Source organism: Streptomyces sp. NPDC096310, assembly GCF_044763125.1.
Taxonomy (GTDB): Bacteria; Actinomycetota; Actinomycetes; order Streptomycetales; family Streptomycetaceae; genus Streptomyces.
In genome coordinates this window covers 612,290-638,142 of record NZ_JBIWFO010000002.1, presented here as the reverse complement: position 1 = coordinate 638,142, position 25,853 = coordinate 612,290, and the positions used below count along the sequence as shown (strand labels likewise).

Genomic DNA, 25,853 nt, shown 5'->3' with positions numbered 1-25,853 from the left:
AGACGCCACCAGGCAACAGCCCGACGCAGCCACTACAAACGGCGGTCCGCCGACGAACCCGCTGGATAGATCACGAAACCGCACTGGAGTACTAGCGGTGCCATAACCGGGAGTTCGGGGCACTCCCCACCCCTCAACTGCGCCTTCCTCGAACCCATCTGACAGCGTTTCCACAGGTCAGCGAGATAGTGGGGCGGAAAAAGGCGTTACACCCAGCGCGCGCGTTCCGAGCTGGAGCAGGGATCGCCAGCCAACGCTTCACCTGAACTTTGAACACGATCCCCCTCGGGTCCGGACACGAGAAAGACCGCCCACCACCACGGGTAGACGGCCTCTCAGGTCTGGTCGGATCACTCCGCGTCGGCAAGCGCCCGGTACAACGTCGCCCGGGACACACCCACCGCCTTGGCAACCGCCGTGACGCTCTCCCCCTTCGCACGGCGCGCCTTGGCGGCGGCAAGCTTGTCAGCGTCCATCACGACCGGACGCCCACCCGTACGCCCCTGAGCCTTGGCAGCGTAGAGACCCGCACGCGTCCGCTCCTGAATCAACGACCGCTCGAACTCCGCCATCGCACCCACGACTTGAAGCATGAGACGGCCATCCGGAGTGTTTGGATCGATGCTCGCCAGCGCCCCCGTGAGCACCTTGAACCCGACACCCCGCGCGGCAAGAGCGTCCACCATGTTCACCAGGTCGATCAGCGACCGCGCGAACCGGTCCAGCTTCCACACGCACAAGGTGTCTCCGGGGCGGACATAGTCGAGAACGGCCGTCAACTCCGGGCGCTCCGTGTTCCTCCCGCTCGCTTTGTCGGTGAAAACCCGGGCGCAACCCGCTTCCATGAGAGCGTCAAGTTGCAACTGCGCCTCCTGGTCGTCCCCTGAGACTCGCGCGTATCCGATGAGGTGCCCCGTGTTCGTGTCCATGAGGAGACCGTCTCATAACTCGTCTCAGAACAACAAGGGCTTGCGGCAGGTTTTGAGACGGGTTTTGAACGCCGATCCAGCCCCCTGGGAGCGTTCGGCGGACCGTCTCATAAACCATGCGAGAAATTCCCCTCCCACACGTTCAGGGTGCAGCAGGGAAGGGGGCCCCCGCCTGGGGGTCACGCAGGCAGGGCGACGCCCCGCCAACCCTCATACCCCGACAGCTTCCGGCGCGCGCCAAAGCGCTTGTCCATGGCGGCAAACAAGGCACGCTTGCCTGTGACTGTGCCCAACGAGCGGGCCAAGACGGGTTCAGCCGTGACGAACGCCTCCCACACCACAGAGGTACGCACATGCATGCCGTGAGGCGCAGCGCCCAGGTTCCGCACCCAGGTTGCCGGATCACTCAGCGACGCCCGGAAAGCATCAAACTGTGAAGCCAGCGAAAGGAGTTGAGTCGCACGCCCGTCGGACGCCGACTCGATCTCCGACGCCACGTCGCGCACACGATGGATCACGCCGGGCGCAACGCCGGCAGGGGCGGGGATGGAGTCCAGTTGCTGACGCAGTGCCCCCAGGGAGACCAAGAGGCGTTCCTCCTCCTCTTCGGTGGCCGCATCGGGCAGCGCGTCCCGAGCCGCTTCCAAACGGTCACGCAGCGCCCTACGACGTCCCTCGTTCACCTCCTCGGAGTCCAGCGCATCGGCCAGACCGCGCAGCCACTCACCCATGCCCCGCCGAATCAGCGGCCAGTCCCGCCACTCTCCGCCCGGCGTCGTCCACTGCGCCCCCGACCACACGAAAGGCACCGGCCCACTCGCCCCGTCGGCGCACCGTGCCGCCGCTTCCAGCGCATCGCGTGCCGACGTGTCAGCTATGTACTTACTCAAAATCCCCAAACCCCCCACAGAGAGATATTGAAGCCACATCATCCCCGCTGTCTGACCGATCACCGACCAAGACAGGTGACCAAGGTGACCCGGCAACCACCCAAGAGGTGATCTCAGAGACTAAAAAAACGCCAGCTCACACGCTGTTTAGGTGAAGAGAGAGCAACAAAAACAAACCTCTCTGACGTTAGAACGGAGACCGGACTCCAAACCGTCATTCGTCATTCCGCCACCACCCTGAGCCGCACGCGCCCCCAGGAACGCCGAACGGCCCGCCACCGGAGAGATCGGCAACGGGCCGCGAACGGCGCCAGGGCGGGCTTACGCCCCCAAGTCCCCCGAATGGTCCGCCCACGCGATGTCACAGCGCTCATGACCGACGAACCGCGCCCCCCGTCGCCCCTTGCTGACGGACACGGAGTCCATCGCGAGCCGGAGCCGTTCCCGCCGCCCCGCCGTATCGCTGGCTTTCCACGCTTCTCGGAGAAGTTCCCCGTCCAGCAGTGGGGTTATATCGATGGTCGGTGCGGGCATCTCGGCAAGACCGATGCGCAACCCCTCGATACGCCCTCGGAGCCTTCCCGCAAGCCTGTTGTACCGGTCGATGGCGTCCGGTCCGCTGAACTCCCCTCGCACATAACGAGCTTCCTCAAGGTCGGCGAGACGTGCTTCCTCTTCCCTGATCTCCGCCTCGATCGCATCGCGCTTCGCGAACACTTCCGGGTCTTCCTGCTTCACCCAGCGCTCCGCGATGACGGCAAGAAGGTCGTCGTCAGGCTCAAGTGCGGGAAGACGGCACAGAAACGCATCGCTCACATAGGTATCAAGGCTCTCGACCATCGCGGTGACTCCGGGGCAGCCACGTCCCATCCGGTTTGAGGAGCACGCATACGACGTTCCCGCCTGGCTCATGCGCGCCCCGCACAGACCACAGCGGGCAATCCCAGTGAGGAGAGCCTTCCCCTGCTTGTGTCCGTGGCGCTTTCCGGCAAGCGGGAAGGTGCGGGATTCAAGCTGCCTGATGATGAGTTCGCGTTCGCCCACCGTGATGATGCCTTCACCGATGCTCACGGTGTCCAGCGTCTCGGGATCGCGGTACGGAATGACCTTCGATCCGTACTTCCGAGTTCCGTCCGCCGCCTCTTCGTACGTGGTCTGAGGCATGAGACCTGCGAAAGCGGGTCCGCGAAGCAACTGCATCACGCTGGACGAATTCCACTTCCCACCACGCGACGACTCAATCCCGTGCTCATTCAGAAAGCGCGCCACATGGACGAGCGCCTTCCCCGAGAGCGCTTCGTCGGCGATCAGACGCGCGTACACGGCCGTCTCCGGGTCGTGCACAAGCCTCTTGGTGTCCGGGTCCACCTTGAGCCCGTACGGGGGCTGACCACCGATCCATTGACCACGCTGACGCAGGAACCGCTTCGCGCTGCTGACACGCATGCCCAGGTTCCGGGACTCGTTGCGGGCAAGCTCAGCGAGGAGCGCGATGGTGACGCGGGCGCTGTCGTTCGCCGTATCGAGACCGTCCATGACGGACACGAGCCGTCCGCCCACACGGCTGAAGTCGTCCACCGCCTTGCCGACTTCACCGATTCCCTTGCGGCTCAACCGGTCGAGCTTCCACACGATCAGCACGCCGACGACTCCCGACGTCACAGCGGCGACCGCAGCGTCGAAGCCCTTCCGGCTGACGCTCTTGTACCCGGACCGCCCCCGGTCGATATGGACCTTGCGAACCGTGATGCCGTTGCGCTCCGCCCACGCGCGGCAATCCGCTTCCTGGCGGTCGATCGCTGTCTTTCCCTCCCTGTCCAGCGACAGGCGTAGGTACAGGTCAGCGATGGTGTGGTGATGCACGGCCTCACCCTATCTGGAGTTCCCTCAATGGTTCAGGACGTCCAGAAGTCGAGAATGACGATGTGTCCCCGCAGGTCGGCCAGGGTGTAGGAGGTGTCGCCCGTATTGAGCCAGCCGCCCTTGCCGATCAGTTCGGGGGCGCGCACGCGGGCGCGGCGGGCGGGGGCGGGGGTCGCGTCGTTCATGGTTCAAGGGTGCCACTCCCGGACCGGCGCTCCCACCCGCACCACCTGCGTCCGGAGGCCGCGGCGCCGGGCCGCCCGTACTGCGGGACCACGGGGAGCCGCTGTCGCTCGGCGGCGCGTTCTTCCCGTACCGGCGTGGCAGCGCGCCGCCCGAGGGATCCGGCCGATTCGTCCGGATCGACCGTGCTCCGGACCGGCGAAGCGCGCACAGTACCACCGTGCTGGCATTCGAGCCGTCAACACGGGCCTACGATCGTCACACGAAAGCACTGCCGGGGTGCCATCGGGCAGCGTAACTTAGCTGCCGAACCTCCCACGCAGCCCGCAGCCGCCCGCCAGCCCGCGTACCGCAGAACCGCCGAGGGGTCCCGTGACCGTCCATCCCAGCCTTCAGAACTACGCCGATGCCTGGACCCACTCCATCGAGGCCATAGCCGAGCTGGTGCAGCCGCTCGTCGAGGGCGAATGGAACCGGCGCACCCCGTGCCCCGGCTGGTCCGTGCGGGACATCGTCTCGCATGTCATCGGTCTGGACTGCGAGATGCTCGGGGACCCGCGGCCGATCCACTCGCTGCCCCGCGACCTCTATCACGTACGGGACGACCACACCCGCTACATGGAGATGCAGGTCGATGTGCGGCGCCACCACACCGCGCCGGAGATGACCGCCGAGCTGGAGTACACGATCATCCGCCGCAACCGGCAGCTGCGGAACGAGACCCGCGCGCCCGACACCCTGGTCCGCGCGCCGCTCGGCGCCGAGCAGACGCTGGAGACCGCCATGCGGATGCGGGCGTTCGACATCTGGGTGCACGAGCAGGATCTGCGCTCCGCGCTGAACAGGCCGGGGAACCTGGACTCCCCCGGCGCCCTGGTCGCCCGTGACGTGCTGCTGGCCGCGCTGCCTAAGGTCGTCGCCAAGGACGCGGGCGCGCCGCCGAATTCGGCGGTTGTCATCGATGTGAGCGGCCCGCTGGAGTTCCTCCGTACCGTACGGGTGAACGCGGACGGCCGCGGTTCGGTCGACGGCTCGCCCTCGCTCGGCCCCGTCGTCACGCTCGCGACGGACTGGGAGACGTACTTCCGGCTGGCGTGCGGACGGGTGCGGGCGGCGGCGGTGGAGGACCGGCTGAAGGTGGACGGCGACCAGGAGCTCGCGGAGGCGATCCTGCGGAACTTCGCCGTCACCCCGTAGGGCAGAGGCCCGCGCGGTCGGCACCGGCACCGGCACCCGCACCGGTTGCCCACGCGGGCTCAGGACTCAGGGCTCAGACGGGTACGTGCACGGCCTCCACCCGGCTCGCCACCAGCCGCTCGCGCTCGCGCCGGGCGGTCCGCGAACGCAGCCGCAGGATCTGCGCGATCCCGACCGTCTGGAGGACGAAGACGGACGAGAACGCGATCCGGTAGTTGTCGCCGGTCATGTCCAGCAGGACACCGACCGCGAGAAGCGTCGTCATCGAGGCGGTGAAACCACCCATGTTGACGATTCCGGAGGCCGTGCCCTGACGCTCGGGCGGGTTCGCGGGCCGGGCGAAGTCGAAGCCGATCATCGACGCGGGCCCGCAGGCGCCGAGCACCGCGCAGAGCGTGACCAGCAGCGACATGGGCGCGTGGTCGCCCGGGTACAGGACGATCGCCGCCCAGACCAGCGCGGTCGCCCCGACCGTACCGAGGGCGAGCGGCACCCTGGCCGCGTGGTGGCGGGCGATGACCTGGCCGTACACCAGCCCGACGACCATGTTGGAGAGCACGATCAGGGTCAGCAGCTCCCCCGCGACGGCCCGGGACAGGCCCTGCGCCTCGACGAGGAACGGCAGCCCCCAGAGCAGCAGGAAGAACATCGCCGGGAACTGGGTGGTGAAGTGCACCCACATCCCCAGCCGGGTGCCGGGCTCGCGCCAGGACGCCGCGATCTGCCGCCGTACGTACGCGGCGCCCGCGTGCTCGGCGGGCGGCGGCTCGTGCCCCTCCGGGTGGTCCTTGAGGAAGAGCAGCAGCAGGACGAGGACGACCACCCCGGCCAGGGCGCTGCCGGCGAACGTCGCGGCCCAGCCGAGCGAGCCCAGGGTGCGGGAGATGAAGATGGTGGAGACGAGGTTGCCCGCCATCCCGAACAACGCGGCGACCTGGGCGATCATCGGCCCGCGCCGGGCCGGGAACCAGCGGGTGCCCAGCCGCAGCACGCTGATGAAGGTCATCGCGTCGCCGCAGCCGAGGAGCGCGCGGGCGGCGAGGGCCGTGCCGTACGAGGGCGAGAGCGCGAAGCCGAGCTGGCCGACGGTGAAGAGCACGACGCCGAGGGTGAGCACCTTCTTCGTGCCCAGCCGGTCGACCATCAGGCCGACGGGTATCTGCATGCCCGCGTACACGAGCACCTGGAGGATCGAGAACGTCGACAGGGCCGAGGCGTTGATGTGGAAGCGCTCGACGGCGTCGAGACCTGCCACGCCCAGGCTCGTACGGAAGATGACGGCGACGAAGTAGACGGCGACGCCGATGCCCCACATCCAGGTGGCGCGCCGGCCGCCGGGCGGATCGCCGGGCAGGGTGACGGAGGCGGCGCTCACCGGTCCGTACCCCGGACCAGCACCTTGACCCGGCTGACATGGCGGCGCACACAGGCGGCGGCGCCGTCGGCGTCGCCCGCCCTGATGGCGTCGAGGAGTTCGGCGTGCTCGGTGACGTTCTTGGCGATCCGGTCGGGGTGCGCCTCCAGCACGGCGACCCCCATCCGCAACTGCCGGTCCCTGAGCTGGTCGTACAGCTTGGAGAGGATCTGGTTGCCCGCGTTGCGGACGATCTCGGCGTGGAAGCTCCGGTCGGACACGGCGACGGCCCCGAGATCCCCCTCCTCGGCCCGCAGCCGCTGCTCGTCCAGCAGCTCCTCCAGCCGCGCGAGGAACGCCGTGGACGCGGGCACCGCCTTCCGTACGGCGAACTCCTCGACCAGCAGCCGGGTCTCGACGACATCCGCGATCTCCTGCGCGGAGACGGCGAGCACGAGCGCGCCCTTCTTCGGATAGAGCTTGATCAGCCCCTCGACCTCCAGCTTGAGCAGGGCCTCGCGCACGGGGGTACGGGACACGCCGACCGCCTCGGCCAGCTCGCCTTCGGTGAGCAGCGTCCCGCCCTCGTAACGGCGTTCGAGTACGGCTTCCTTGACATGGCTGTAGACACGGTCGGCGGCGGGAGGTTGTTTGATGGGGACGGCGGGAGCGGGGACGGGCGGCATGCACGCATCATAGATACAACACAGGTGCAACAGAAAACCCATTCCGCCATACGGACGCACACCTCCGCCGCACTACCGCGACACGCCCCTCGCGCCCCGGCGGAGCCCCCAGAATCCGGCCATCCGGCCAGGACCGACCGAGCGCGAGGAGAACACACATGGCCGAAGACCAGAACGCGGCAGACGCCGAGGGCCCGCCGAACGGGACGGACGAGGCGAACGCGGCACCGGACAGCAGCGCGGTACGGGTCGCCCTCTGGCGGGCACTGCACGTACAGGCGGACCCGCCGCCCCCTGTGTTCGAGGACGAGATCGGCCTGCGCCTGGCCGGCCCCGACGACGACTGGCGGCGCCGCCCGGACATGGACCCGAGCGCCACCAGCGGATTCCGGGCGGCCATCGTGGCGCGCGCCCGTTTCATCGAGGACCTGGTCGCGGAACGGACCGGCCACGGCGTCACCCAGTACGTCGTCCTGGGGGCCGGCCTGGACACCCTCGCCCAGCGCAGACCCGAACTCGCCGCCCGTCTGCGCGTCTTCGAGATCGACCGGCCGGGCGCCCAGCGCTGGAAGCGGCGACGCCTGATCGAGCTGGGATACGGGGTCCCCGACCGGCTGCGGCTGGTACCGGTCGACTTCGAGGCGAACGAGGACTGGTGGAGCCGCTTGTCCGCCGCCGGCTTCGACCCCGGGCTGCCGGCGGTCGTCGCCTCGGCCGGCGTCACCCAGTACCTCACCCGGGACGCCACCGCGGCCACCCTGCGCCGGCTCGCCGGGCTCGCCCCCGGCTCGACGCTCGCCCTGACCTTCCTGCTGCCGGCCGAACTCCTCGACCCCGCCGACCGCCCCGCCCTGGAGGCGACCGCGCCACAGGCGCGCGCGTCCGGAACGCCGTTCGTCAGCTTCTTCACCCCGGGGGAGATGCTGGCGCTGGCCCGGGACGCCGGATTCCGCACCGTGGAACACGTACCGGGAACGGACCTCGCCCACCGCTACTTCGCCGACCGGAGCGACGGCCTCCGCCCGTCGACCGGCGAGGATCTGCTGCTGGCCACCGTCTGACGCCCTCCCACTGACGGGCCCGCGGGAAACCGCGGGACTCGGAGGGAAACGCGGGACTCGGAGGGAAACGCGAGACCCGCAGGGAAACGGCGAGACCCGCAGGGGAACGGCGAGACCCGCAGGGGAACCACCGGACCACGGGACCGGCAAGGAAAAGGGATGCGACCGTCGTTCCACGCTGTCAGGCTGCGCGCCATGGACCGTGAAAAGATCTCCCGGCTGTCCCACACCGACCACCCCATCAACAGCCCCCTCGACGACGAGTCGGTACGCCGGCTGCTCCGGCGGACCGTGGACCGGGGCGGCGAACGCGTGCTGGACCTCGGCTGCGGCGAGGCGGCCTGGCTGCTGCGCGCCCTGGCCACGCATCCGGGAGTGAGTGCCGAGGGCGTCGACACCTCGGCCCCGTCGCTGGCCAGGGCCCGTAAGGAGGCGGCCGGTCTGGGGGTGGGGGAACGGCTCGTCCTCCACCACGAGGACGCCGCCAAGTTCACGTCCCCCCACCTCTTCGACGCGGTGCTCAGCGTCGGCGCCACCCACGCCTTCGGCGGCCTCCTGCCCACCCTCGACGCCGCCCGCCGGCACCTCGCCCCGGGCGGCCGCGTCCTGGTCGGCGACGCCTACTGGGAGCGCGAGCCCAGCACCGAGGCCCGCGCGCTGCTGGGCGAGTACGAGGACCTGGCGACCACCATGGACCGGGTCGCCGCCCACGGCTGGACCCCGGTCTTCGGGCACCTCAGCACACGCCAGGAACTGGACGACTTCGAGTGGTGCTGGACCGGATCCCTGGCGGCCTGGGCGCTGGACCACCCGGAGGACCCGGACAGCGCCGAGATCCTGGACGTCGCCTCCACTCACCGCTCGCAGTGGCTGAGCGCGTACCGCGAGAGCTTCGGCTTCCTCACCCTGGTACTGCGCCGGACCCCCGCATGAGGCGACGCCCGCCGGAGCGAGTATCACGAAAGTGTCGTGCGAGTGGTCATGTGATTGCCCACGTGTGACGGATGCGCGCGGCAGAATATACCAATTCGATCTCTTCCGGGCGGAGAATTCCTCTTTTCTTCCGAAAGGATGAGAGGTCTCGATGTTTGATTGCCTGCACATCATGCAGCGATGGGACGACGTCGAGCTTCGCCGGAGAAACGAAGACCAATACGGGTGTCACCGAGATCGCGACGCCGCAGGCCCTCGCCAGTGTCGTCGACGCTCTGCGACCCTCGTTTCTACTGTTCCGCAGGTATGGATGCCCGGAGCCACCATTAACCTTCACCGCGTTGTCTCCCACCCAGACTCGGGCATCGGAGAAATTCTTCGTGTTCAAACAGAAAACGCCGCCGGGGCCAATCAGTAAGTGATCTATGTCTGCACCACTTGGCAGGGGAATTGAGTGCAGCGCCATCCAGCCTCGGGACCTGAGCCGATCGAGCTCAGCACCGACGATCTTCTCTCCGGCGAGACCCTTACGCCATGGGGCGCTTTCATCTTCCTGCCCAAGCAAGCGCATGAGTAGTCGGGCAAACCAAGAAGGGGCATCCTCCAGGTGGCGGAGTAACTGTGCGCCCGGTCGGTTCCACGCAAGGTCGTCGTCCGGAGCTGGGCGGGAGGATCCTTCAACTGCCAGGAATTCGGAGGCGGCGGGAGGTTCGACGTTGGTCAGATAAGGAGCCAGCGCATCTAAAACTTGCCTCCGGTACGACACGTCGAGTATTTCAATGTGCCCAGATTTTAGGTCGCACCAGGCGACGCTTTCACCGCCGACGACACGCACGTAGAGCCTGTTGTGCCCGTACCGCTTCCATGGGGATACCTCCAAGTTGTCCATTCTTGCCCTCCATTGCCGACGTAACGCCTCCAAGAATCAGATCAGCTTCTGTGCTGAGCGACAAGACGGCGTCGGGTTCCAGGCAAAACCGTGAACGAACCGGTGGGACGAGGCTGTTAAAGATTTCTCCACCTCATCAAGCCACACCCTGCGCGGGTGGGGAGGCGGAGGCCCTTGGGAGCCCCCGCGCGAGAGGGCCGCTGCTTCCGGAAACCTGTCGGACAGAGGACGCCTTCCCGGCCGGGAGGTTCAGGCCCAGGGCCAGGCGGAGCAGGACGGCGAGCCGGAGAACTCGGACGTTCCGGGGGCGCGGGTGGCCGGCCGGGGGACTCAGAACTCTGAGATGGGAGGAGGGCCGGCCGGAGGGTGCGGGCCGAGTGTGGCGGAGGTGGGCTGCTGCCAGGGCGAGTGATGGGTCGAGGTGATCAATCGCCTGACGTCCTGTCAGCCGAGTTCACCCAAGGACCCCAAGATCAGAAGGCCACCGACCACCGCGCAGCAGAAGGCAAGCACGGCTCCAGCATGAGAAGCCCCGCCGTAAGGAAGCTCGGCGGGGCGGCCATCAGCTCAGTTCCTTCTCGATGGCCTCGAAGATGTCGGCGTCGGTCTCCTGCTGCCAAGACGGGAGGTCGGACCAGTCGGCCACGTAGCCGGGCTTCGGGTCCTCGAAGTGCTTGAACATCTGGGCCGTCCAGCACGTCGCGACGAAGCGGCTCTTCTGCTCGCGGGACAGCCGTGCCGTGGTGCCGCCGCTGATCTCGACGAAATGGCGGACCTGCTCGTAGACAGAGCCCGCCGCCTCGCGCTCCCACTGCGGGGTGTCGTCCCACGGCGTGACGTAGCCGGCCTTCGGCTCTCCCGGAAAGTACTGATCGACTCCCGCGACCCAGGCTTCCCGGAACAGTCGTGCACCCTCGGTCTGCGACATACCTACCCCTCTCGTCACGGCGTGCTCAGAACGGCGATCTCGGCCCCCAACTCCGCCACGCGGTGATCGCGGCTCAAGGGACCGAACTCGTCGCACAGGGCTTGGAGTCTACGGGCGACGTACCCGGACGCGGAGGCTCGGGCCAGGCCGATGGCTTCCCTGCCGTACGCCACAACTTGCTCCACGTCCTGCCGCTTCGCGCCGATGGTGGCCAGGTCGGTGAGCACTGCTCCGCGTCGCCGGTACGACTGCCCGGATGCCAAGGCTGTCTGCTCCAGTGCATCCTTCAAGGCGTTCTCCGCCAGGTCGAGACGGCCGAGCTGTACGTAGCGCGATCCCCGTTCCTCGGCCAGCCGCGCGCCATCGAACCGAAGCCATCCGCCGTTGACACTGTCCGCGGTGAGGTCGCGGACGGTCTCAGCCTGATCCATCGCACGCTCGCACGCGTCCAGGTCGCCAAGGCCGGCGTATGCCTCGGCTTGGACGGAAGCGACCCAATACCGAGTCGAGAGGTTGTTGTCCCCCCGGCTGGCCAGTCGCTCGGCCGCGCCGAGCATCTGCGCCGCCTGGCGGTGGCGCTGCTCGGACATGTCCACGTAGGCGTGGCGGACGAGCGCGCATGCCCACAGGTCGTACGCCTCCGCGTCCTTGCTGATCGACGCCGCGAGCGAGTACGACGCGGCTGCGTCGGAGTACCGGTTGCTGTCGAACGCCACCTCGCCGGCCAACTGGAAGAGGTCGGAGGCCGCGTTCAGAAGGGGCCGCGCGCTTCCACGGTGGCCCGCCAATGCCTCGTTCAGTGTCGTGAGCTGGTCTCGGATGACGGGATACACGGAGCCCTTGGAGCGGGCCAGTTGGTAAACCTGCCAGAGATGGCTGTTCATGCGTGCGAAGTCGGCAGGCGCCCCCCGACGGACGCTCTCGGTGAGGGCCTCGGCCTCTTCGACCGGCAGGGTGGTCAAAGCCCCGCTGACAGTCAGTATGCGGAGGAATTCACGGCGGATCATTTCGTCGGGGTCTCCCGCACTCGGGGGGGGGTCACTGGACTGGTGCCCTGCGGCTCGTGGCGGTGCCAGGAGGGCGCCCAGCTCTTGGAGGCTGACTTCGAGGGCGGTGGCCAAGGGCCGTCGCTGGGGCGGCTGAGGAGCGACTTTGCCGCTTTCCCAGCGTCCGACAGTTGTGCGGTCCACACCAAGTAACTCGGCTAACTTCTCCTGACTGTAGCCCAGGGTCCTGCGTCGTCCCGCCAGTCCCATGGCGCCCCCTTCCTGCAGCTTCGGCATCTTCGGTGCCCGTGCACGAACCTGCGTCAAGACTGCCGCATGGATGCCGTGGAGACCCTCGACTCCTGGCGCTTTCCTGGATGTTGCCCCGGACGAGCAGCGGGATTCACAGAGGAGTTCGGTCGTGACGACGAGAGACGAGGCCCTGGCGCGCGAGCCGGACGCTCATGCGCGAACGCAGGGCCTGGGCTCTGCGCAGAGAGTCCTCATGACGCTCAGGGTCTCCCGCGACTCCGGCCGGACTTGGGGCCAGGTGACAGAGGTACAGGAAGACGAGAATCCGGTATTCCTCGACAACCCTGGTCGCTTTCCGCCGTGCACGTGTCCACGCTGCACGGACCACTCCCCACGCTCCGGAGCCTTCTCTCGGGTGGAGTCGTGATGCGGTGTACACACTGGCGCCGGGTGCCCCTGGACCTGGTGCGGGAAGCGCGGGAGAGGTTGGCCGCCGAGTACGTCGACAGGACTGTGCAGTGCCAACTGGCCGTGCACGACGATGGTGAGCACTACGGCCTCCTCGACGACGTCGGCGAGTACGGGACCGCGCTGTGGCTCCGCTGGCAGGAGAGGACCGAGGTGGACCTGGTAGTGCTGCCGGACTGCCCGGTGGTCGCCCCGGGGCCTGATGGTGAGGGCTGCTGTCTGTTCGCCGACCACACCGAGCAGCACACCTGGGAAGACACCCGGGAGGAGGTCTCGTGCCCCAGCTGATCACAAGCCCGCACGGCAGCACGGTCCTCGTCGCTCGCCCCAACTCTCAAGCCGGAATGCAGACCCGGCCCCTTTCGCCCTCCTCGCAACGAGAGCTGCAGGGGACTGCGGTGGCAGCGGTGCCAACTCGTCCGGCAAGACCTGCGGCACCTGCAACGGCTTGGGCGAGATCCACTGCCGCGCCGGCCACCAGGAGTCTCTTGTGCTGTCCCGCTCCGTGATCTCGAAGGAGGGCCACCGATGGCCCACGCTCTGATCGCCTCCCCGTTCCTCGACGGACACCTTCTCCTCAAGCCGGGAGCAAGGGCCGGCGCCCGAATCTCAGCCGGCCACTTCGAGGGTCTGCGCCAGGCCGTCGTCGACGGCGAGCCGCTGCCCGCCTGGGCAGCGCAGACTGCCGCCGGCATGTGGGGTCTCGACCTGAACGGCCGACCCGCGCGGGGCACAGTGCTGGTGCGCGAGCCGTCCCCGTACGGCTATTGCCGTGCCTCCTGGGAGATCAACCTCGGCTGCAATTTCGGCTGCAAGCACTGCTACCTCGGCGAGCGGCCCTTCTCCGGGCTCGGCTGGGAGGACAAGGTGCGGCTGCTGGACATCGTGCGCGAGGCCGGCGTCCTCTGGCTCCAGATCACCGGCGGTTGTTCGCGCGGACACGGTGTCCCCCGCAGGTCGTGTCGCTTCAGTCTCGGGTGGAGAGACCCGTCCGTGTCGCCGTGAGGACTCGCATCATGTCCCTTTCGAAGGCGGCGATGACCGTAACACGTGAGGAAGGTCACCTCGACCGCCGGCTGCTCGTCGGTCCCTCTTGGTGTCGTGGCTCGAGGAACATCCGTTACGCATCCTCCGGTCGGTCAGACCGTCACGGGCAGGCACTCGGCGAGCAGGTCGACGACGTCGTGCCAGGCTCGCTCCGCATGCCGTGGGTGGTATCCGACGCCGGGGAGCACGGTGTGGTCGACCGGCGGGTGGTGGAAGGCGTGCAAGGCGCCGCCGTAGACCACGAGGCGCCAGTCGACGCCCGCGGCCTGCATCTCGGCCGTGAATGCGTCCCGTTGCGCGGGCGGCATGATCGGGTCTTCCGACCCGACCCCGGCCCACACCGGGCAGCGGATGCGCGCCGCCTCGTCCGGTCGGCCGGTGGTCAGTGCGTTGACGGTCCCGATCGCGCGCAGGTTGGCGCCGTCGCGCCCGAGTTCCAGCGCGATCGCGCCGCCGGTGCCGTAGCCGACGGCGGCGATCCGGTCGGGGTCGGTCCGCGGTTCGGCGCGCAGCACATCGAGCGCCGCGTGGCCGATGCTCCGCATCCGGTCGGGGTCGTCGAGCAGCGGCAGGCAACGGGCCAGCATCTCCTCGGGGTCGCCCAAGTAGCGTCCGCCGTGGATGTCGAAGGCCAGCGCCACGTACCCCAGTTCGGCGAGGGTGTCGGCCCGGCGGCGTTCGACGTCGCTGAGCCCCGTGCCCTCTGGGCCAAGCAGCACTGCGGGCCGGCGGTCGCTACCGGCCGGGAGCGCGAGGTGCCCGATCATCGTCAGACCGTCGGCCGGGTACCGGACCGTACGTGTCGTAATCGTCGTCATGAGACTGGACGGTAGTGATCGTCGAGTCCGGGCGGGCCGGTGTTCTGCCGCTGGCAGAACAGCGCGGGTGTTCCTCGGGCCGCGCCAGAAACCGCTGAAGATACGGATGTTCTTCAGCTGCCGTGTCCGTGGGATGTCAGCTGCAGGAGCCGATCGTCCCTGGTGCCGGCTGCCTCGGTAGCGGAGTGACCTTGTTCCCTGCTCCGATCTGAGCACGTAGGCGCTCGATCTCCTGGTGTTGTGCGGCGATGCGAGAGAGTGCGCGCTGCTTGAACTCGGTCAACTCGGAGATCTGCAGGTTGCGTTCGGCGACCCGTTCCTTGAGTTCGCCCACGTGATCTTTGAGTCGATCGATCTGCGCGGCTCGTGGGTCGACGATCTGGCCGGCCGCTTCGAGGGCCAGCAGGCGGCGGCTGAATTCCTCGGCGAGGTGTTGGTAGGGGCCGGGGCGGGAGGAGCCGTCACGGTTCTTCTTCGGGTAGAAGCCGGTGCGGGTGACCCCGGCCATTGCGGCGAGGGTCTTGAGGTCGCGTCGGCTGTCCTCGGGGAGGTCCCCGGCGAGTAGCCTGTCCATCGCGGCGCGGATCGCCGTCTCGTTGTGCTGGCGGTCCTGATCGGTGATGCGTCCCATGTCAGGCTCCGTTTCCGGCGGTGCTGTCGATTTCGGCGAGGACGTGCTCGCAGCGGGCAAGGTCGGCTTCCAGGCGTTCGCGTTCGGCTCTGTGTCCGCGGCCGAGGTTGCCCAGGAAGACCTTGGTGGTTGTCTGGTGCTCGGCCCAGACGGGTCGATGGCAGGCGTGGTGGGTGGCCTGCGGGCAGCGCGTGGAGTCGCACATCCCGATCAGCGGCTTCTTGGCGTTCGGGGTCTGGGCGAGCTTCAGGCAGAGTGCCCGCGACGGGTCGGTGAACCAGCAGTAGTTGGCGACGCCGAGGTGGAGGGAGGAGGCCCGCTTGGAGAGCATGGTGCGGATCTGCTGATCGTTGAGCACGACGTGTGGGGCCTTCTTCGTCTGTTCGTGCAGGGCGCTGTCCACCGAGTCGAAGAACTTCACGAGGTCCCTCGCGCCCGGCCCGGAGGGCTGGATCCCCTGTTGGTGCTTGCGGTATTCGGCAAGCGTCAGGTCGAGGTTGCGTTGCTGTTCCTCCGCGGTGACCTCGGCCAGGAGCCGGGACTGAGCACCGCCGGGCCGGTTCGCGTACCCCTCCGTCGTCGCCACGGACACATGCTTCAAAGCAATCTTGGTAGCGAGCACTCCGCCGGGCCGGTAGGCCAGGGCCACGGCCAGCGTCCTGCGGAACATACGCAGGCTGACCTGGTGCTCAGGGATCGGAGATAGGCCGAGCCTTTGCCCGCTGGGGCCGTTGACCCAACGACGGAAGCGTTTGTAGAGCAGGTTGAAGGCGAAGTTCCCGAACAACAGGGTTCCCGGTTCCTCGGAGCCCATGAGATCCTCGGCGACCTTGACGGCGCGGTGGACCTCTTCCGTGACGATCCACTCGTCATCCGTGCCGCCCAGCGGCTGTCCCTTGATCACCTTGCTTGCCAGGCGATAGCGGACCATGCCCGGGATCGGCTCCTCGGTCAGACGGCAGCCCACGGCGAGCTCGGCGATCTCGCTGATCCTCATCCCGGAGACCGCCGCGGTGACGATGATGCATGCCGTCCGCAGCTGACGCTCCAGAGTCCTGACCTGATCTTCGGGAATCGGAGCCGTCCACGGGATCTCGCCTTGTTCGTCCGCCCGGATGACCGTGGCGGCGTCCCGGCCCCATGGCTGCTCGACTCCCACCGCGTCCAGGGCCCGCAGGAGCACGGGACGTAGCGCCGGTAGGTGGCGGTAGTTGAATTCGGAGCGTCCCGCTTCACGGGCGAGCGAGTCGAGTGACACCTGCAGGAGTGGATCCTCCGGCGCGAACGTGCCCTTGGACAGACGCAGGGTGATACGTCCCTGCGGGAGTCGGTCGAGGGGCCGGGCCTCGGCGATCCGGCGGCGTACGACTTCCTCCAGGACGGCCACGCCTCGGACGCGTGGTTCTGGACTCGGTGCCGGCTGCTGAAGGTCACGGACCTGGTCACGCAGCGCGAGGATGTGCGGGGCGAGGACCTGCACCATGTAGAGCGCGGCACCGAGCAACGGCTGCAGGACCTCGTCGGGGACGACGGGGGTGGAGTTCTCCCCGTTCCTGGTCCTGCGGAGGCCCGCGACCGTGGAGGCGGCGCGCCCGTCGAAGGGCTGCAGGTCAGCTGGATAGCGGTCGGTACTGAACAGCTCCTGGTAGTAGGCGAGTTCGATGACAACGTTCGCGGCCCTGGCCATGGTCGGGCTCTGCTGCCCGATCACCTCGCCGCCCTTGTCGAGACGTCGTGCACGTTCTGCTGCGTAGGCGGTGCAGTGGTACTCCGTTACGTCTCCGAGCCGGGAGATGCCACGGCTGGTGAGCCAGTTCAGCCACCGAGCGGCCTCCTTCAGCTTCAGGTTGCACGTCTGCACGGTATGGGGTGTGCGGACGGCTTTCGGGAGTTCCCGGACCCGTTCATGGCCCGGGAGCATCAGGGCCGCGACGTACTCCTTGGCGACCACCCGCCAGAGCGGGTTGCGGATCGAGGTGAAGTCCAGGATTCGATCAGCCGTCTTCATGTAGGCGGGGAGCCCGGTGACCTGACTGAAGTCCCAGACGTCCTGCCCGAAGACGGGCCCGGCCTGCCCGGGAGGAAGCGCGAATCCGACCGCCGGGCAGAGAGCGAGCCCGGCGAATGCGGAGCCCGGGGGCTCCGCGGTGCTCACGGCGGTGTGGCGTCTGATCACTGTGTGCGCTCCTCGGGAAGCAGCGGCAGTTCGTCGTCGGTATCGGCCACCGTGGCGGCCGCGCGGAGGACCAGTTGTGCGTCACGCGCGCGGAAGGCATCGAGGACTTCATCGACGCGTTGCGCGTAGGGGCCGAAGACGGCCATGAACTGGGCGGCAGGCGTCTGCTTCCACTGGCGGGAGAAGAACGCCTTCATCCGCAGCAGATTCGGGACGTGCCGTGGCGCGAAGATCGCCAATGGGCAGAGCAGGCAGATCCACGGTCGTGCCGGGCAGGGCTTGCCCGCCGGACCGTGCAGGCCGCTGAGCGGATCGGTGCAGGCAGCGACGAACACGTCGCGCTCGCCGCCGAGCAGCTCGGCAAGCGCCGAATCGTCCAGGTCCATCCCGGCGACCAGCCCGGGAAGTTCCCCAGCAAGGTCCGCCGCCTGATCATCCGTCAGGATCAGCGGCGGACGGGATTTGCGGAGCAGGTCGGCCTGAGCTTCTTCGATGATGGTCTCGACGGCGTCCTTCTGGGCCGGTGTGGTCACGGTCAGGTAGTGATCGCCTTCCACCCGGGGAGTGTGGTTCGGGTCCACGGTGGCCCGGGTGCTGCCGAACCAGCTTCGCCGTTCACGCAGAGACTGGTAGGTGGTCCGGATGCGGGACTCGTGGATCTTGAGCGGCTTTCCGTCGTCGCCGACGACTTGGTGTTTGGTCATCCAGGCCCGCACCGGATACGTCGAAATGGGGGTCGTGTGCCACGGCCCCCCGACGCTGCCGGGCACGTGCCGCAGCCACAAGGCATCACGGAACTCGCGAGGAGCGTGGCGCCGGGACAGTTCGGAGTGCCGCAGCCACTGTTCCAGCAGGCGCACGCCGCGCCGGTTCAACGTCGTACTCTCCTTGGCCGTGCGGCCCTTGAGGTAGTCGAGCAGGACCACCCCGTCGCCGGCCCAGTCCAGGCCCTCGACGCTGAGATCGTCGACACCGTCGGGAACGACCCCGGTGTAAGTGGCGAACAGGAGCCGGTAGGCCAGCGCCGCAGAGACATCGGGGAACAGAGCGGTGGTCGCCCGCCTGAGCTCGGGGATCTGCCGGTTTACCCACGGCGTGCTCCAGCCGAGCTCCGCGCCGATCTCGGCAGCGGTGGTCGGGCCGCGGTGAACAAGCTGCCAGTGCGCGTTCGGTTCGCTCCACCCACCCTCGCGGGGATCCTGGCCGTCCTCGGCGGCGGCGAGCGCCCGCTGGTGAGCGGCGTAGGACTCTCGAACCACAGCACGGCATGCTTCCTGCAGTCGCTGCCACTCCCGCTCTCCGTAGGGAGCCAGCGGTGCCCTGGCCACGGTCCGGTTGAACGCCCGGCCGCGGACGAGTTCACGCACCTCGGGCCGCAGTACCCGTACGTCCTCATCGAAGACGGTCAGCATGCGACGGCAGGCCGCTTCAGCCTGATGAGACAGGCCCCACAAGTACTCCGCGAGACGTGCCCGGGAAAGCCCCGCAGCAGACCCCGTGAAACCGTCGGCGTCCAGGGTCTTGACCATCGCGCGGGCGGCGTTGACGTACATCTCCACGGTGGAGGGCGCATCGACCCGCCCGTGCGGGTGGACCAGTCCGACCAGGCCGCTGAGCAGCTCGCGGGCCAGGACCGGATTGGGGCACGTGCCGAAGGTCAAGGTGACCGTGGTGGCGTTGCTCAGGACGCATTCGATGCCCAGCGGCTCGTCGACGATACGCGCGGGCATCAACACTCCTCGTCTTCGTCGAACTCGTCGTCGACCTCGTGGGCGACTGCCTCGCGGCCGGCGGGATCGTAGAGGCGTTCCGCCCGGTCGTAGGCGTCCTTGTAGATGCGGGTCATGTCCAGGCGCCGAAGATAGGTTTCCGTGACGAGGACACTGGAGTGACCCAGCAGGTCGCGCAGCACCATCAACGGATCGGCCTTGCTCAGGTAGAGCGCCAGCGCGGCGTCGGCATCCGTATCGCGAACGAGCTTCGCCGCCTGCGTGTAATAGCCGCCGACCAGGAGTTCCAACGTGCGCATCGCGAAGCTGTGACGCAGCCGGTGGGCGAAGACGTGAGGGAACCGGGGTTCGTGCCGATCGCGGATCCGCGTCGAAGTGCGGGCGAAGACGGTGGGCCAGGCCGTGAACGGGCCACCGTCGTGCCGGACGGCCAGCAACATGCTGCCTCCGTCGGGGGCGACCAGGCGCCGTCGCTCGACCGGCCGCAGCGAAGCCCACTGCGTGCGCTTGCCGTTGACCCTCCCGCCTCGCGCATCCGCTTCGGTCACCACCAGCGGCTCCCCCCATCGCGCAGGCGGACGCCACGACGAACCCTCGGCGGAGAGGGGCCGGAACAGGTCCATGTAGCCGTGTACTTCGGCCAGCGCCGCATAGTCGATCCAGGTCGTGCGGAACTTGCGTCCCTTCGTGATGCCGGCCGCCACCGGGAAGGGGATCGGCAATGCCGTCGGCGCGGGAGGAAGCGGCGGAACCTCGGGCGTAAGCAAGTAGGTGAACTCCTGTCGGCGCAGGCCAGTCGACAACGCCAGCCGGCCGACCGCCGCGTTGCGGGCCGTCTCCCTCCCGCGGAAGCCCTCGTCCTCGCCTCCGTCGGGCCGCAGCCCCGCCAGAGCACGCAGGAACAACTCGGCGAAGTCGTCCTCCAGGTACTTGATCGTCACGTGAGCCTTCGGGGTACGACGGTTCGCCAGGTTCACCGACCGCTCGCGTACCTGATCGCCGTAGAACGTCTGAGCCTGCTTGTAGGTGAACGGCTCGGCCGACGCGACGCCTTCAGCCACCGCCCACCGGTAGAAGCCGGACAGGATGCTCATGTGCTGGTTCCACGTCGTGGCCTCGATCCGCTGCTCCAGCGGACCGCTCGCCCGGAACACCGCGTACGAACTCAGCGCGGCCTTCAGACGGGTCCGCTCCTCAAACGGGCCGAACCCGTGCGCGGCAAGATGCTCCAACCATCCACGCAACACCTGCGCGTAGTACCGCCACGACCGCGGTGACGGGCAGCCACTCGACGGCAGCTCGCTCAGCCACCGATTCACGGCGACGGTCGGCCGCAGTACCCCTCCATCCTCAAACAGCAGGTCGTCATCGACGAGCACCGGCATGCCCTCAGGGATCACCGGCCTGTCATCGAGACCCCAGGACTCCCAGCCATCAGCCGAGAAGAATGTCTGTTGCATGACGGGCGACTCTAGGTATGAGACACAGTCGACTGCAAACGACAGAACACTTTTGAGCGAACCTCAATGCTTGCGCAGGGCTTGAAAGAGACACCGCAGCTAAGCGGCGACAACGGCGGCGAGCCCACCATGGATCCGCACTTCCAGGGTGCCTACCGGTACGCCTGGCAGGCCGGGATGATGCTCACCATCTCCACCAACGGCTCCCTGCTCTGGCGGCCGGACCTCCTCCAGCTCTTCCGCGACTGCCTGCCCTACCGGCTGGTCGTCAGTATGTACGGAGCGAGCGAGGAGTCCTTCGACGCGCTCACCCAGCGGCGCGGAGCGTGGAAGGCGTTCCGACGCGGCATGGAGGCCGCACGCGAGGCGAGCCTGCCACTGCGTATCAACGTCGTGGTGACCGAGGACAACGCCTCCGAGGCCGACGAGATGGCCGCCCTCGCTGAGGAGTGGAACGTCGAGAACCACGCGTACACGAACATGACGCCCACGATCTACGGCGGCGGAGAGCCGCTGCTCGCCCAGTCCGCCGCCCACTTGCGGCAGCGCAAGCCGTTCGCCGGCTGCAACGCGGGACACACCTTCTTCCACGCCGACCCTCACGCCAAGGTCTCGATCTGCAAGGTCGGCCGCGACGACCGGATCGACCTGATGACCGAGGGCATCGACGGCCTCACCCGGCTCGGCGCCATCGCCGACCGCCTCATGCTTCGCACCGGTGGGTGCGAGGGCTGCGCCTTGTCCGGCACCTGCCGGGTCTGCCGCCCCCTGGCCAAGCACTACCAGGAGGCGAAGGCGCCGCTGCACAGCTACTGCCAGCACGGAGACAAGGAGAACGCCTCATGACCCCGCCCGTACCGGTGACCATCCTCCCCGGCCCGCCGGCCTCGGCCCGCCGCGCGGCACCGCCCGTCGCGACCGCGTCGATCACCGCCGTCCAGGACCTCGACGTGATCGTGGAGAGCACGGAATGCTCCTGCGATGCTGGTGACGACAACCCCCACTGACCGAGACGATCCAGTCAACACTGTTCAGGCCCCGGCGTACTCGCGTCGGGGCCTGAGCCCTGACCGGCTCACCGCTAGGGTGCCGCTCATGTTCTTCCGCTGGGACTGGCTCCAGCCCCAACTGACCGCGCCGATCGTGCCGAGTCTCGGTCCCGTCCACCCCGACGCCCTGACCGTCAGCCTCTTCGAAGACGTCTTGCGAGCGGCCGACACCGCGGACTTCCTTCCCTATGACAAGGACCGACGCTGGGGCGGCGAAAAGGACGAGAGAGTCCTCCGCAGCGATGTGGTTCACCAATCCGAGCACACCCTCATCCCGACCCTGGCCCGGCGCGGACGCGGCACTGTGAAGGTCTTCGCCTACGGGCTCCCCGACAGCATCGTGGATGAGGCCTCCGAGCTGGCCGCCAAGCTCGCTGCCAGGCACGACGTGGTCAATGCCCGGGTCGTATGCCCCCTCGGCCCCGAGACCGCGCACCCGCGCGGCACCCGTATCCAGCTGAAGGACTTCGCCACCGGCCCCTGCCCCGCCCCGGATGGTCCGGTCCGGCCCGTCACCACCTGGTCGGCCGCCGTGCAGGAGACCTTCGCGCCGTTCGCCGAGGCGATGGCCACCGATGGCCTGACCTTCCTCCACACCCAGATGCAGGCCGACCGGTGCGGCCCGGTCCTCGCCGCCGCCGTCGAGGACCGCGTCGTTGGCGCGATCGGCCCCATGGAAGTACGCCTCGACGCGATCAGACGCCCCCAGCTCATGCCCCAGTACTTCGCCGTCCTGCCCGAGGCCCGAGGACAGGGCCTGGGCCGCATCCTGTGGCGGGCCGCGATGCACTGGGGCCACTCCCACGGTGCCGCCTACCAGCTCCTCCAGACCGAGGTCGGCGGCCCCTCCGACCGGCTGTGCCAGGCCGAAGGACTGACCTCCCTCGGCTTCACCCACACCACACCGGCGTAGCGCAACCGCCTCGTTGAGCAGGGACTTCGCGCCGAGGAGTAGGGCCGATCTTGGCCCGCACATGGCCCGCACGCCCTGGTCAACACCGGGAAACAGGGGCACGAGGTGAGACAAGGCGAACACAGAGGGCGGGCCTCGTTTCGGTGACCCGCCCTCTGACCTGCCACTTCTCTCACCTGGCGGTGGGTGTGGGATTTGAACCCACGGTGACATCGCTGCCACGACGGTTTTCAAGACCGTTCCCTTAGGCCGCTCGGGCAACCCACCCACGCCCCGCCCACCAGCGGCGGAGCGGCTACAGCCTACCGGCTGACCGGCTCGGGTGCGTATGCGCAGGCGGGCAGGGGGCAGCCCGTCCGATGCGGACTGGCTCATATGGCTCGTGGGTGCAGGTTGAGGGCGCTGCTGGACGAGCGTGTGGCGCTGCGGCCGCGGTTCGTCCGGGGGCCTCCGCGACGGCGCACGAGCTACGGAGAAACCGGACCACGTGGTCGTGGAGCGCGCCGATCGGGTCGGTGGGGCGACACCCCGAGCGTGTCCGTGCGTGAATAGCTCAACAGTGGTTCCCGCGTCCTCATAGCCGTTCTCTTCGGCGTTACGGTTCGCGTGGGACCGGACGGAGGGGACATCGGATGACCAGCCACACCTCGGACACCCTGGGCACGCTCGGCCGGGGCTATGTGCGTGACGCCCCTGGCTCGTTCGGGAAGGCGTGGCTCGCCGCGAGGTATGTGAATCCTCGGTTGCGGGACCGCCCGCGGCAGCGTGTCGTACGGACCCGCTTCGGCGCCCGGTTCGCCGTCGACACCCAGGACTTCATCCAGCGGTACCTGTATCTCTTCGGGGTCTGGGAACCGCACATCACGCGGTGGCTGCAGGGCCGGCTCCGCCCCGGTGACACCTTCGTCGACATCGGCGCGAACATCGGGTACTACAGCGTGCTCGCGTCGGGACTCGTGGGGAGCGCGGGCCGGGTCGTGGCCGTCGAGGCGTCGCCGGCGTTCCATCAGCGGGTGGTGCAGCATGTACGGCTCAACGACTGCCGCAACGTACGAGCGGTCAACGCCGCTGTCTCCGACAGCCGGAAGAAGGTCACCTTCGTGCTGGCCAGTTCGGCGAATCTGGGGGCGAACAGCATCGTCCCCTACGACGGGCCCGCCGAGTCGTCCTTCGAGATCGAGACCGTTGCGCTGACGGAGCTGCTGGAGCCCGACGAGATCACCCGCGCCCGGGTCATCAAGATCGACGTCGAGGGCGCCGAGGGGTCCGTCGTACGGGGCATGGTGCCGCTGCTCGACAAGCTGCGGCCGGACGTGGAGATCGCGATCGAGGTGGCCCCGGGCCGTATGGCTCAACTCGGCGACTCCGCCGAGGAATTGCGGGCGACCCTGCGCGAACACGGCTTCAACGCCTATCAGATCGCCAACGACTACCTGCCCGACAGCTACCCCCTGGCGATCCGCAGCACGTCGATCGTTCCCGAGCGGTGGCGTGGACCGATCGCCGGGCAGTGCGACCTGATCTTCTCCCGGGTGGACGCCGAGACGCTGGGCTGACGCGAGGGGCCTTCCGTGGAGCGCTGCCGGCCATCGGTCGCGTCGTGCGGTACGGCGCCAGCGGAGGTGATCCGTCCGATGAGCGTACGGCAGCGGGCTCAGCCGGCGGTCGGTGAGCTCCAGCGGAGGCCCGCCAGGGCTCGTGCCCGTGCCTCCACCACCGCCATGCGTGCGTCGCGCTCGGCCGGGTCGGTGTGGGCCGCCTGGCCGGTCGCCTGGCCGGGCCATTTGCGGTAGAGCAGCCCTGTCCCGGACGAGAACCAGCCCCGGCTGACGGAGTCCAGCGCGAGGAGCAGTCCGGTGTCCTCGGAGGCAGGCAGGGCCATCCAGCCGCCGAGTGCGAGCACGAGATGGCGGCGGGCGAAGAGCGTCGCCGGGTGGACCTGGGCCCGGTAGCCGTGCGTCGACCAGTACGCGAGGACGGCCCCCTGCTCGATCACGCCCTCCTCCGGGTCGCCCTCGAAGCCGACCGTTGAGCCGTCGGGCAGCAGATCCAGCGCCCGTGACGTCGCCCAGCCGATGGTCGGGTCGGCTTCGAGCGCGGCCAGGTCACGGGCGAGCGCCCCCGCCGTCAGCTGGTCGTCGGCGTCCAGGACCTTGACGTACTCACCGTCCGCCAGCGCGAGCGCGAGCGTACGGGCCGTACCCGGGCCGCCGGGCCGGCCCTGCGTGAAGGTCACGCGGGGATCGTCGGGAACGTACGGGGCGACCTCGTCGCTGCGGCCGTCCTCCTGGATCAGCCAGTGCCACTCCCACCCCTCGGGCAACTCCTGCGCGCGCAGCGACGCGTACGCCTCCGGCAGGAAGTGTGCGGACGGCGCGTGAACGGCGGTGATGACGATGACGCGCCGGCGCACGGCACTCACCACCTTTCCAGGGGAGTGACGAAGAGCATTTCGGTGCGGTCGCCGGAGAGCGTGACCTCGGACATCTCCACCACACGGCCCTCGGTGTCGTACGACGTCTTCCGGCACAGCAGGACCGACGTCCCGGGCGGCAGCCCCAGCTCCTCCGCCTCCTCGGGGGTCGGCGGCCGGGCGGTCACGCGCTCCTCGATGCGGTCCAGCTCGATACCGACGGAGAGGAGCTGGTTCTGCGTACCGCCGGGCCACGGCTCGTTGGCCGCGTCCAGGAGCTTGGGGTTCGACTCGACCAGCACGCGGACGAGGTAGGAGGTGACCAGCGCGAACGGCGCGGTCTCGGCTGCGTGCCGCGTCCGATACGTACGCTCCACCAGCGCACTTCCCTCAGGAACATCGAGCGCCTCGGCGACCCTCGCGTCCGCCTTGGTCTCGCGGTACGCCGCGTGGAAGACGAGATCACCGACGCACAGGCCGGTGTCGTGCTCGGTGGAGCCCGTCTCCAGCCGCTTGGCCTCGGGCTGGTGCGCCCGGTCCTTCTCCCACTGGTGGCGGGCGTTGCCGCGCAGCACCTTCGTACGGGCCCTGCGGACGAAGTTGCCCCGGCCGTGCTGCTTCTCGACCAGGCCCTCGTCCTGAAGCACCCGGAGAGCGTCGCGGATCGTGGGGACACTCCGGCGGTAGCGCTCCGCGAGCCTGGTCTCCGAGGGCAGACGGTCACCGGGCCGGAGTCCGCCCGCGCGGATGGACTCCCGCAGCTCGTCCGCGATCCGCTCGTACGCCTTGGCCATGAGTGCTCACCGCCCTTTCGTACAACGACGCCAGGATACGACTCCTCAGGAGGTCCTGACGACTCGGACGACGCGGCATACGAGGCAGTCGATCATGGGTGATCATGGGTGGCCGGCCACGGCTGCCGTACGGACGCGCGGAGGCGGGGCACCGGGATGGTCGGTGCCCCGCCTCACCTGCGGCGACGGGGAGCCGGGGAGGT

The 25,853-nt window shown here is 68.5% G+C and carries 24 protein-coding genes, 1 tRNA gene and 1 pseudogene; 9 read left to right on the top strand and 17 right to left on the bottom strand.

All coding sequences use genetic code 11. The features are described 5' to 3' along the window. Nucleotides 1–350: 350 nt before the first annotated feature. The 4 genes from ACIQ7D_RS08315 to ACIQ7D_RS08300 form a co-directional block, all read right to left on the bottom strand. On the bottom strand, nucleotides 351–929 hold the full coding sequence (locus ACIQ7D_RS08315) for a recombinase family protein (RefSeq protein WP_403934999.1): 579 nt from the start codon (nucleotides 927–929) through the stop codon (nucleotides 351–353). Between the two features lie 179 nt (nucleotides 930–1,108). Beyond that, a complete protein-coding gene (locus ACIQ7D_RS08310; RefSeq protein ID WP_403934996.1) occupies nucleotides 1,109–1,660 on the bottom strand; it encodes a hypothetical protein in 552 nt (183 codons plus the stop codon). 480 nt (nucleotides 1,661–2,140) lie between these two features. Beyond that, on the bottom strand, nucleotides 2,141–3,682 hold the full coding sequence (locus ACIQ7D_RS08305; protein WP_403934993.1) for a recombinase family protein: 1,542 nt from the start codon (nucleotides 3,680–3,682) through the stop codon (nucleotides 2,141–2,143). 32 nt (nucleotides 3,683–3,714) lie between these two features. Further along, the gene (locus ACIQ7D_RS08300) at nucleotides 3,715–3,867 is read right to left on the bottom strand and encodes a hypothetical protein (RefSeq protein ID WP_403935118.1); all 153 of its coding nucleotides are present in this window, start codon (nucleotides 3,865–3,867) and stop codon (nucleotides 3,715–3,717) included. Between the two features lie 370 nt (nucleotides 3,868–4,237). Between ACIQ7D_RS08300 and ACIQ7D_RS08295 the strand changes: the two genes are divergently transcribed. Next, nucleotides 4,238–5,062, top strand: a complete 825-nt coding sequence (locus tag ACIQ7D_RS08295) for a maleylpyruvate isomerase family mycothiol-dependent enzyme (RefSeq protein WP_403934990.1) — start codon at nucleotides 4,238–4,240, stop codon at nucleotides 5,060–5,062. A 73-nt stretch (nucleotides 5,063–5,135) separates the two neighbouring features. On the opposite strand, the gene ACIQ7D_RS08290 is transcribed toward ACIQ7D_RS08295, so the two are convergent. Beyond that, nucleotides 5,136–6,377, bottom strand: a complete 1,242-nt coding sequence (locus ACIQ7D_RS08290; RefSeq protein WP_403935109.1) for a nitrate/nitrite transporter — start codon at nucleotides 6,375–6,377, stop codon at nucleotides 5,136–5,138. Between the two features lie 56 nt (nucleotides 6,378–6,433). Next, nucleotides 6,434–7,102 carry a GntR family transcriptional regulator gene (locus ACIQ7D_RS08285; protein WP_403934987.1) on the bottom strand — a complete coding sequence of 223 codons (669 nt, stop codon included), beginning with the start codon at nucleotides 7,100–7,102 and terminating at the stop codon, nucleotides 6,434–6,436. Between the two features lie 158 nt (nucleotides 7,103–7,260). On the opposite strand from ACIQ7D_RS08285, the gene ACIQ7D_RS08280 reads away from it, so the two are divergent. Together ACIQ7D_RS08280 and ACIQ7D_RS08275 are read left to right on the top strand one after the other, a co-directional pair. Then, nucleotides 7,261–8,163, top strand: coding sequence for a class I SAM-dependent methyltransferase (locus tag ACIQ7D_RS08280; protein ID WP_403934984.1), 903 nt, complete (start codon nucleotides 7,261–7,263; stop codon nucleotides 8,161–8,163). 195 nt (nucleotides 8,164–8,358) lie between these two features. Next, nucleotides 8,359–9,096 (top strand): SAM-dependent methyltransferase, encoded by a 738-nt coding sequence (locus ACIQ7D_RS08275; RefSeq protein WP_403935106.1) that lies wholly within the window; start codon nucleotides 8,359–8,361, stop codon nucleotides 9,094–9,096. A gap of 46 nt (nucleotides 9,097–9,142) precedes the next feature. Here the strand turns inward: ACIQ7D_RS08275 and ACIQ7D_RS08270 are convergent, their stop codons facing one another. From ACIQ7D_RS08270 to ACIQ7D_RS08260, 3 genes are all read right to left on the bottom strand, one after another. Beyond that, entirely contained in the window at nucleotides 9,143–9,985 is an 843-nt protein-coding gene (locus tag ACIQ7D_RS08270) for a nuclease-related domain-containing protein (RefSeq protein ID WP_403934981.1), read from the bottom strand. 562 nt (nucleotides 9,986–10,547) lie between these two features. Continuing rightward, nucleotides 10,548–10,913, bottom strand: a complete 366-nt coding sequence (locus tag ACIQ7D_RS08265) for a hypothetical protein (protein WP_403934979.1) — start codon at nucleotides 10,911–10,913, stop codon at nucleotides 10,548–10,550. 14 nt (nucleotides 10,914–10,927) lie between these two features. After that, complete coding sequence (locus tag ACIQ7D_RS08260; RefSeq protein ID WP_403935103.1) at nucleotides 10,928–12,169, bottom strand: helix-turn-helix transcriptional regulator; 1,242 nt, start codon at nucleotides 12,167–12,169, stop codon at nucleotides 10,928–10,930. A 408-nt stretch (nucleotides 12,170–12,577) separates the two neighbouring features. On the opposite strand from ACIQ7D_RS08260, the gene ACIQ7D_RS08255 reads away from it, so the two are divergent. Together ACIQ7D_RS08255 and ACIQ7D_RS08250 are read left to right on the top strand one after the other, a co-directional pair. Continuing rightward, a complete protein-coding gene (locus ACIQ7D_RS08255; protein WP_403934976.1) occupies nucleotides 12,578–12,907 on the top strand; it encodes a hypothetical protein in 330 nt (109 codons plus the stop codon). A 240-nt stretch (nucleotides 12,908–13,147) separates the two neighbouring features. Further along, nucleotides 13,148–13,624, top strand: coding sequence for a hypothetical protein (locus ACIQ7D_RS08250; RefSeq protein WP_403934973.1), 477 nt, complete (start codon nucleotides 13,148–13,150; stop codon nucleotides 13,622–13,624). Between the two features lie 134 nt (nucleotides 13,625–13,758). On the opposite strand, the gene ACIQ7D_RS08245 is transcribed toward ACIQ7D_RS08250, so the two are convergent. The 5 genes from ACIQ7D_RS08245 to ACIQ7D_RS08225 all read right to left on the bottom strand — a co-directional run bounded on the left by ACIQ7D_RS08245 (nucleotide 13,759) and on the right by ACIQ7D_RS08225 (nucleotide 20,481). Next, a complete protein-coding gene (locus tag ACIQ7D_RS08245) occupies nucleotides 13,759–14,484 on the bottom strand; it encodes a dienelactone hydrolase family protein (RefSeq protein WP_403934970.1) in 726 nt (241 codons plus the stop codon). A gap of 136 nt (nucleotides 14,485–14,620) precedes the next feature. Then, a complete protein-coding gene (locus tag ACIQ7D_RS08240) occupies nucleotides 14,621–15,115 on the bottom strand; it encodes a hypothetical protein (protein WP_403934967.1) in 495 nt (164 codons plus the stop codon). A gap of 1 nt (nucleotide 15,116) precedes the next feature. Next, the gene (locus ACIQ7D_RS08235; RefSeq protein WP_403934965.1) at nucleotides 15,117–17,291 is read right to left on the bottom strand and encodes a site-specific integrase; all 2,175 of its coding nucleotides are present in this window, start codon (nucleotides 17,289–17,291) and stop codon (nucleotides 15,117–15,119) included. After that, nucleotides 17,288–19,021 (bottom strand): hypothetical protein, encoded by a 1,734-nt coding sequence (locus ACIQ7D_RS08230; protein ID WP_403934963.1) that lies wholly within the window; start codon nucleotides 19,019–19,021, stop codon nucleotides 17,288–17,290. The genes ACIQ7D_RS08235 and ACIQ7D_RS08230 overlap by 4 nt, the downstream gene beginning before the upstream one ends. Next, entirely contained in the window at nucleotides 19,021–20,481 is a 1,461-nt protein-coding gene (locus ACIQ7D_RS08225; RefSeq protein ID WP_403934960.1) for a site-specific integrase, read from the bottom strand. Before ACIQ7D_RS08225 ends, ACIQ7D_RS08230 begins: the two co-directional genes overlap by 1 nt. A 114-nt stretch (nucleotides 20,482–20,595) precedes the next feature. Between ACIQ7D_RS08225 and ACIQ7D_RS08220 the strand changes: the two are divergent. The 3 genes and pseudogenes from ACIQ7D_RS08220 to ACIQ7D_RS08210 form a co-directional block, all read left to right on the top strand. Beyond that, a pseudogene (locus tag ACIQ7D_RS08220) lies at nucleotides 20,596–21,327 on the top strand (radical SAM protein); the annotation flags it as partial. Continuing rightward, nucleotides 21,324–21,488, top strand: a complete 165-nt coding sequence (locus ACIQ7D_RS08215; RefSeq protein WP_403934957.1) for a hypothetical protein — start codon at nucleotides 21,324–21,326, stop codon at nucleotides 21,486–21,488. The pseudogene ACIQ7D_RS08220 and the gene ACIQ7D_RS08215, both read left to right, overlap by 4 nt. A gap of 88 nt (nucleotides 21,489–21,576) precedes the next feature. Beyond that, complete coding sequence (locus ACIQ7D_RS08210; protein ID WP_403934955.1) at nucleotides 21,577–22,443, top strand: GNAT family N-acetyltransferase; 867 nt, start codon at nucleotides 21,577–21,579, stop codon at nucleotides 22,441–22,443. A gap of 177 nt (nucleotides 22,444–22,620) precedes the next feature. Here ACIQ7D_RS08210 and ACIQ7D_RS08205 read toward each other — a convergent pair. Next, nucleotides 22,621–22,710 (bottom strand) — tRNA-Ser (locus ACIQ7D_RS08205). A gap of 365 nt (nucleotides 22,711–23,075) precedes the next feature. Between ACIQ7D_RS08205 and ACIQ7D_RS08200 the strand changes: the two genes are divergently transcribed. Then, complete coding sequence (locus ACIQ7D_RS08200; RefSeq protein WP_403934952.1) at nucleotides 23,076–23,999, top strand: FkbM family methyltransferase; 924 nt, start codon at nucleotides 23,076–23,078, stop codon at nucleotides 23,997–23,999. A 98-nt stretch (nucleotides 24,000–24,097) separates the two neighbouring features. Here ACIQ7D_RS08200 and ACIQ7D_RS08195 read toward each other — a convergent pair whose 3' ends face one another. Beyond that, nucleotides 24,098–24,856, bottom strand: coding sequence for a glycosyltransferase family 2 protein (locus ACIQ7D_RS08195; RefSeq protein WP_403935100.1), 759 nt, complete (start codon nucleotides 24,854–24,856; stop codon nucleotides 24,098–24,100). A 5-nt stretch (nucleotides 24,857–24,861) separates the two neighbouring features. Continuing rightward, the gene (locus tag ACIQ7D_RS08190; RefSeq protein WP_403934949.1) at nucleotides 24,862–25,650 is read right to left on the bottom strand and encodes a GntR family transcriptional regulator; all 789 of its coding nucleotides are present in this window, start codon (nucleotides 25,648–25,650) and stop codon (nucleotides 24,862–24,864) included. Nucleotides 25,651–25,853: the final 203 nt, after the last annotated feature.

Bases quoted from the DNA above. Each gene is read 5' to 3' on its own strand.
- ACIQ7D_RS08315 (WP_403934999.1), bottom strand. From the start codon at position 929: ATGGACACGAACACGGGGCACCTCATCGGATACGCGCGAGTCTCAGGG.
- ACIQ7D_RS08310 (WP_403934996.1), bottom strand. From the start codon at position 1,660: ATGGGTGAGTGGCTGCGCGGTCTGGCCGATGCGCTGGACTCCGAGGAG.
- ACIQ7D_RS08300 (WP_403935118.1), bottom strand. From the start codon at position 3,867: ATGAACGACGCGACCCCCGCCCCCGCCCGCCGCGCCCGCGTGCGCGCC.
- ACIQ7D_RS08290 (WP_403935109.1), bottom strand. From the start codon at position 6,377: ATGTGGGGCATCGGCGTCGCCGTCTACTTCGTCGCCGTCATCTTCCGT.
- ACIQ7D_RS08285 (WP_403934987.1), bottom strand. From the start codon at position 7,102: ATGCCGCCCGTCCCCGCTCCCGCCGTCCCCATCAAACAACCTCCCGCC.
- ACIQ7D_RS08280 (WP_403934984.1), top strand. From the start codon at position 7,261: ATGGCCGAAGACCAGAACGCGGCAGACGCCGAGGGCCCGCCGAACGGG.
- ACIQ7D_RS08275 (WP_403935106.1), top strand. From the start codon at position 8,359: ATGGACCGTGAAAAGATCTCCCGGCTGTCCCACACCGACCACCCCATC.
- ACIQ7D_RS08270 (WP_403934981.1), bottom strand. From the start codon at position 9,985: ATGGACAACTTGGAGGTATCCCCATGGAAGCGGTACGGGCACAACAGG.
- ACIQ7D_RS08265 (WP_403934979.1), bottom strand. From the start codon at position 10,913: ATGTCGCAGACCGAGGGTGCACGACTGTTCCGGGAAGCCTGGGTCGCG.
- ACIQ7D_RS08260 (WP_403935103.1), bottom strand. From the start codon at position 12,169: ATGGGACTGGCGGGACGACGCAGGACCCTGGGCTACAGTCAGGAGAAG.
- ACIQ7D_RS08255 (WP_403934976.1), top strand. From the start codon at position 12,578: ATGCGGTGTACACACTGGCGCCGGGTGCCCCTGGACCTGGTGCGGGAA.
- ACIQ7D_RS08250 (WP_403934973.1), top strand. From the start codon at position 13,148: ATGGCCCACGCTCTGATCGCCTCCCCGTTCCTCGACGGACACCTTCTC.
- ACIQ7D_RS08245 (WP_403934970.1), bottom strand. From the start codon at position 14,484: ATGACGACGATTACGACACGTACGGTCCGGTACCCGGCCGACGGTCTG.
- ACIQ7D_RS08240 (WP_403934967.1), bottom strand. From the start codon at position 15,115: ATGGGACGCATCACCGATCAGGACCGCCAGCACAACGAGACGGCGATC.
- ACIQ7D_RS08230 (WP_403934963.1), bottom strand. From the start codon at position 19,021: ATGCCCGCGCGTATCGTCGACGAGCCGCTGGGCATCGAATGCGTCCTG.
- ACIQ7D_RS08225 (WP_403934960.1), bottom strand. From the start codon at position 20,481: ATGCAACAGACATTCTTCTCGGCTGATGGCTGGGAGTCCTGGGGTCTC.
- ACIQ7D_RS08215 (WP_403934957.1), top strand. From the start codon at position 21,324: ATGACCCCGCCCGTACCGGTGACCATCCTCCCCGGCCCGCCGGCCTCG.
- ACIQ7D_RS08210 (WP_403934955.1), top strand. From the start codon at position 21,577: ATGTTCTTCCGCTGGGACTGGCTCCAGCCCCAACTGACCGCGCCGATC.
- ACIQ7D_RS08200 (WP_403934952.1), top strand. From the start codon at position 23,076: ATGACCAGCCACACCTCGGACACCCTGGGCACGCTCGGCCGGGGCTAT.
- ACIQ7D_RS08190 (WP_403934949.1), bottom strand. From the start codon at position 25,650: ATGGCCAAGGCGTACGAGCGGATCGCGGACGAGCTGCGGGAGTCCATC.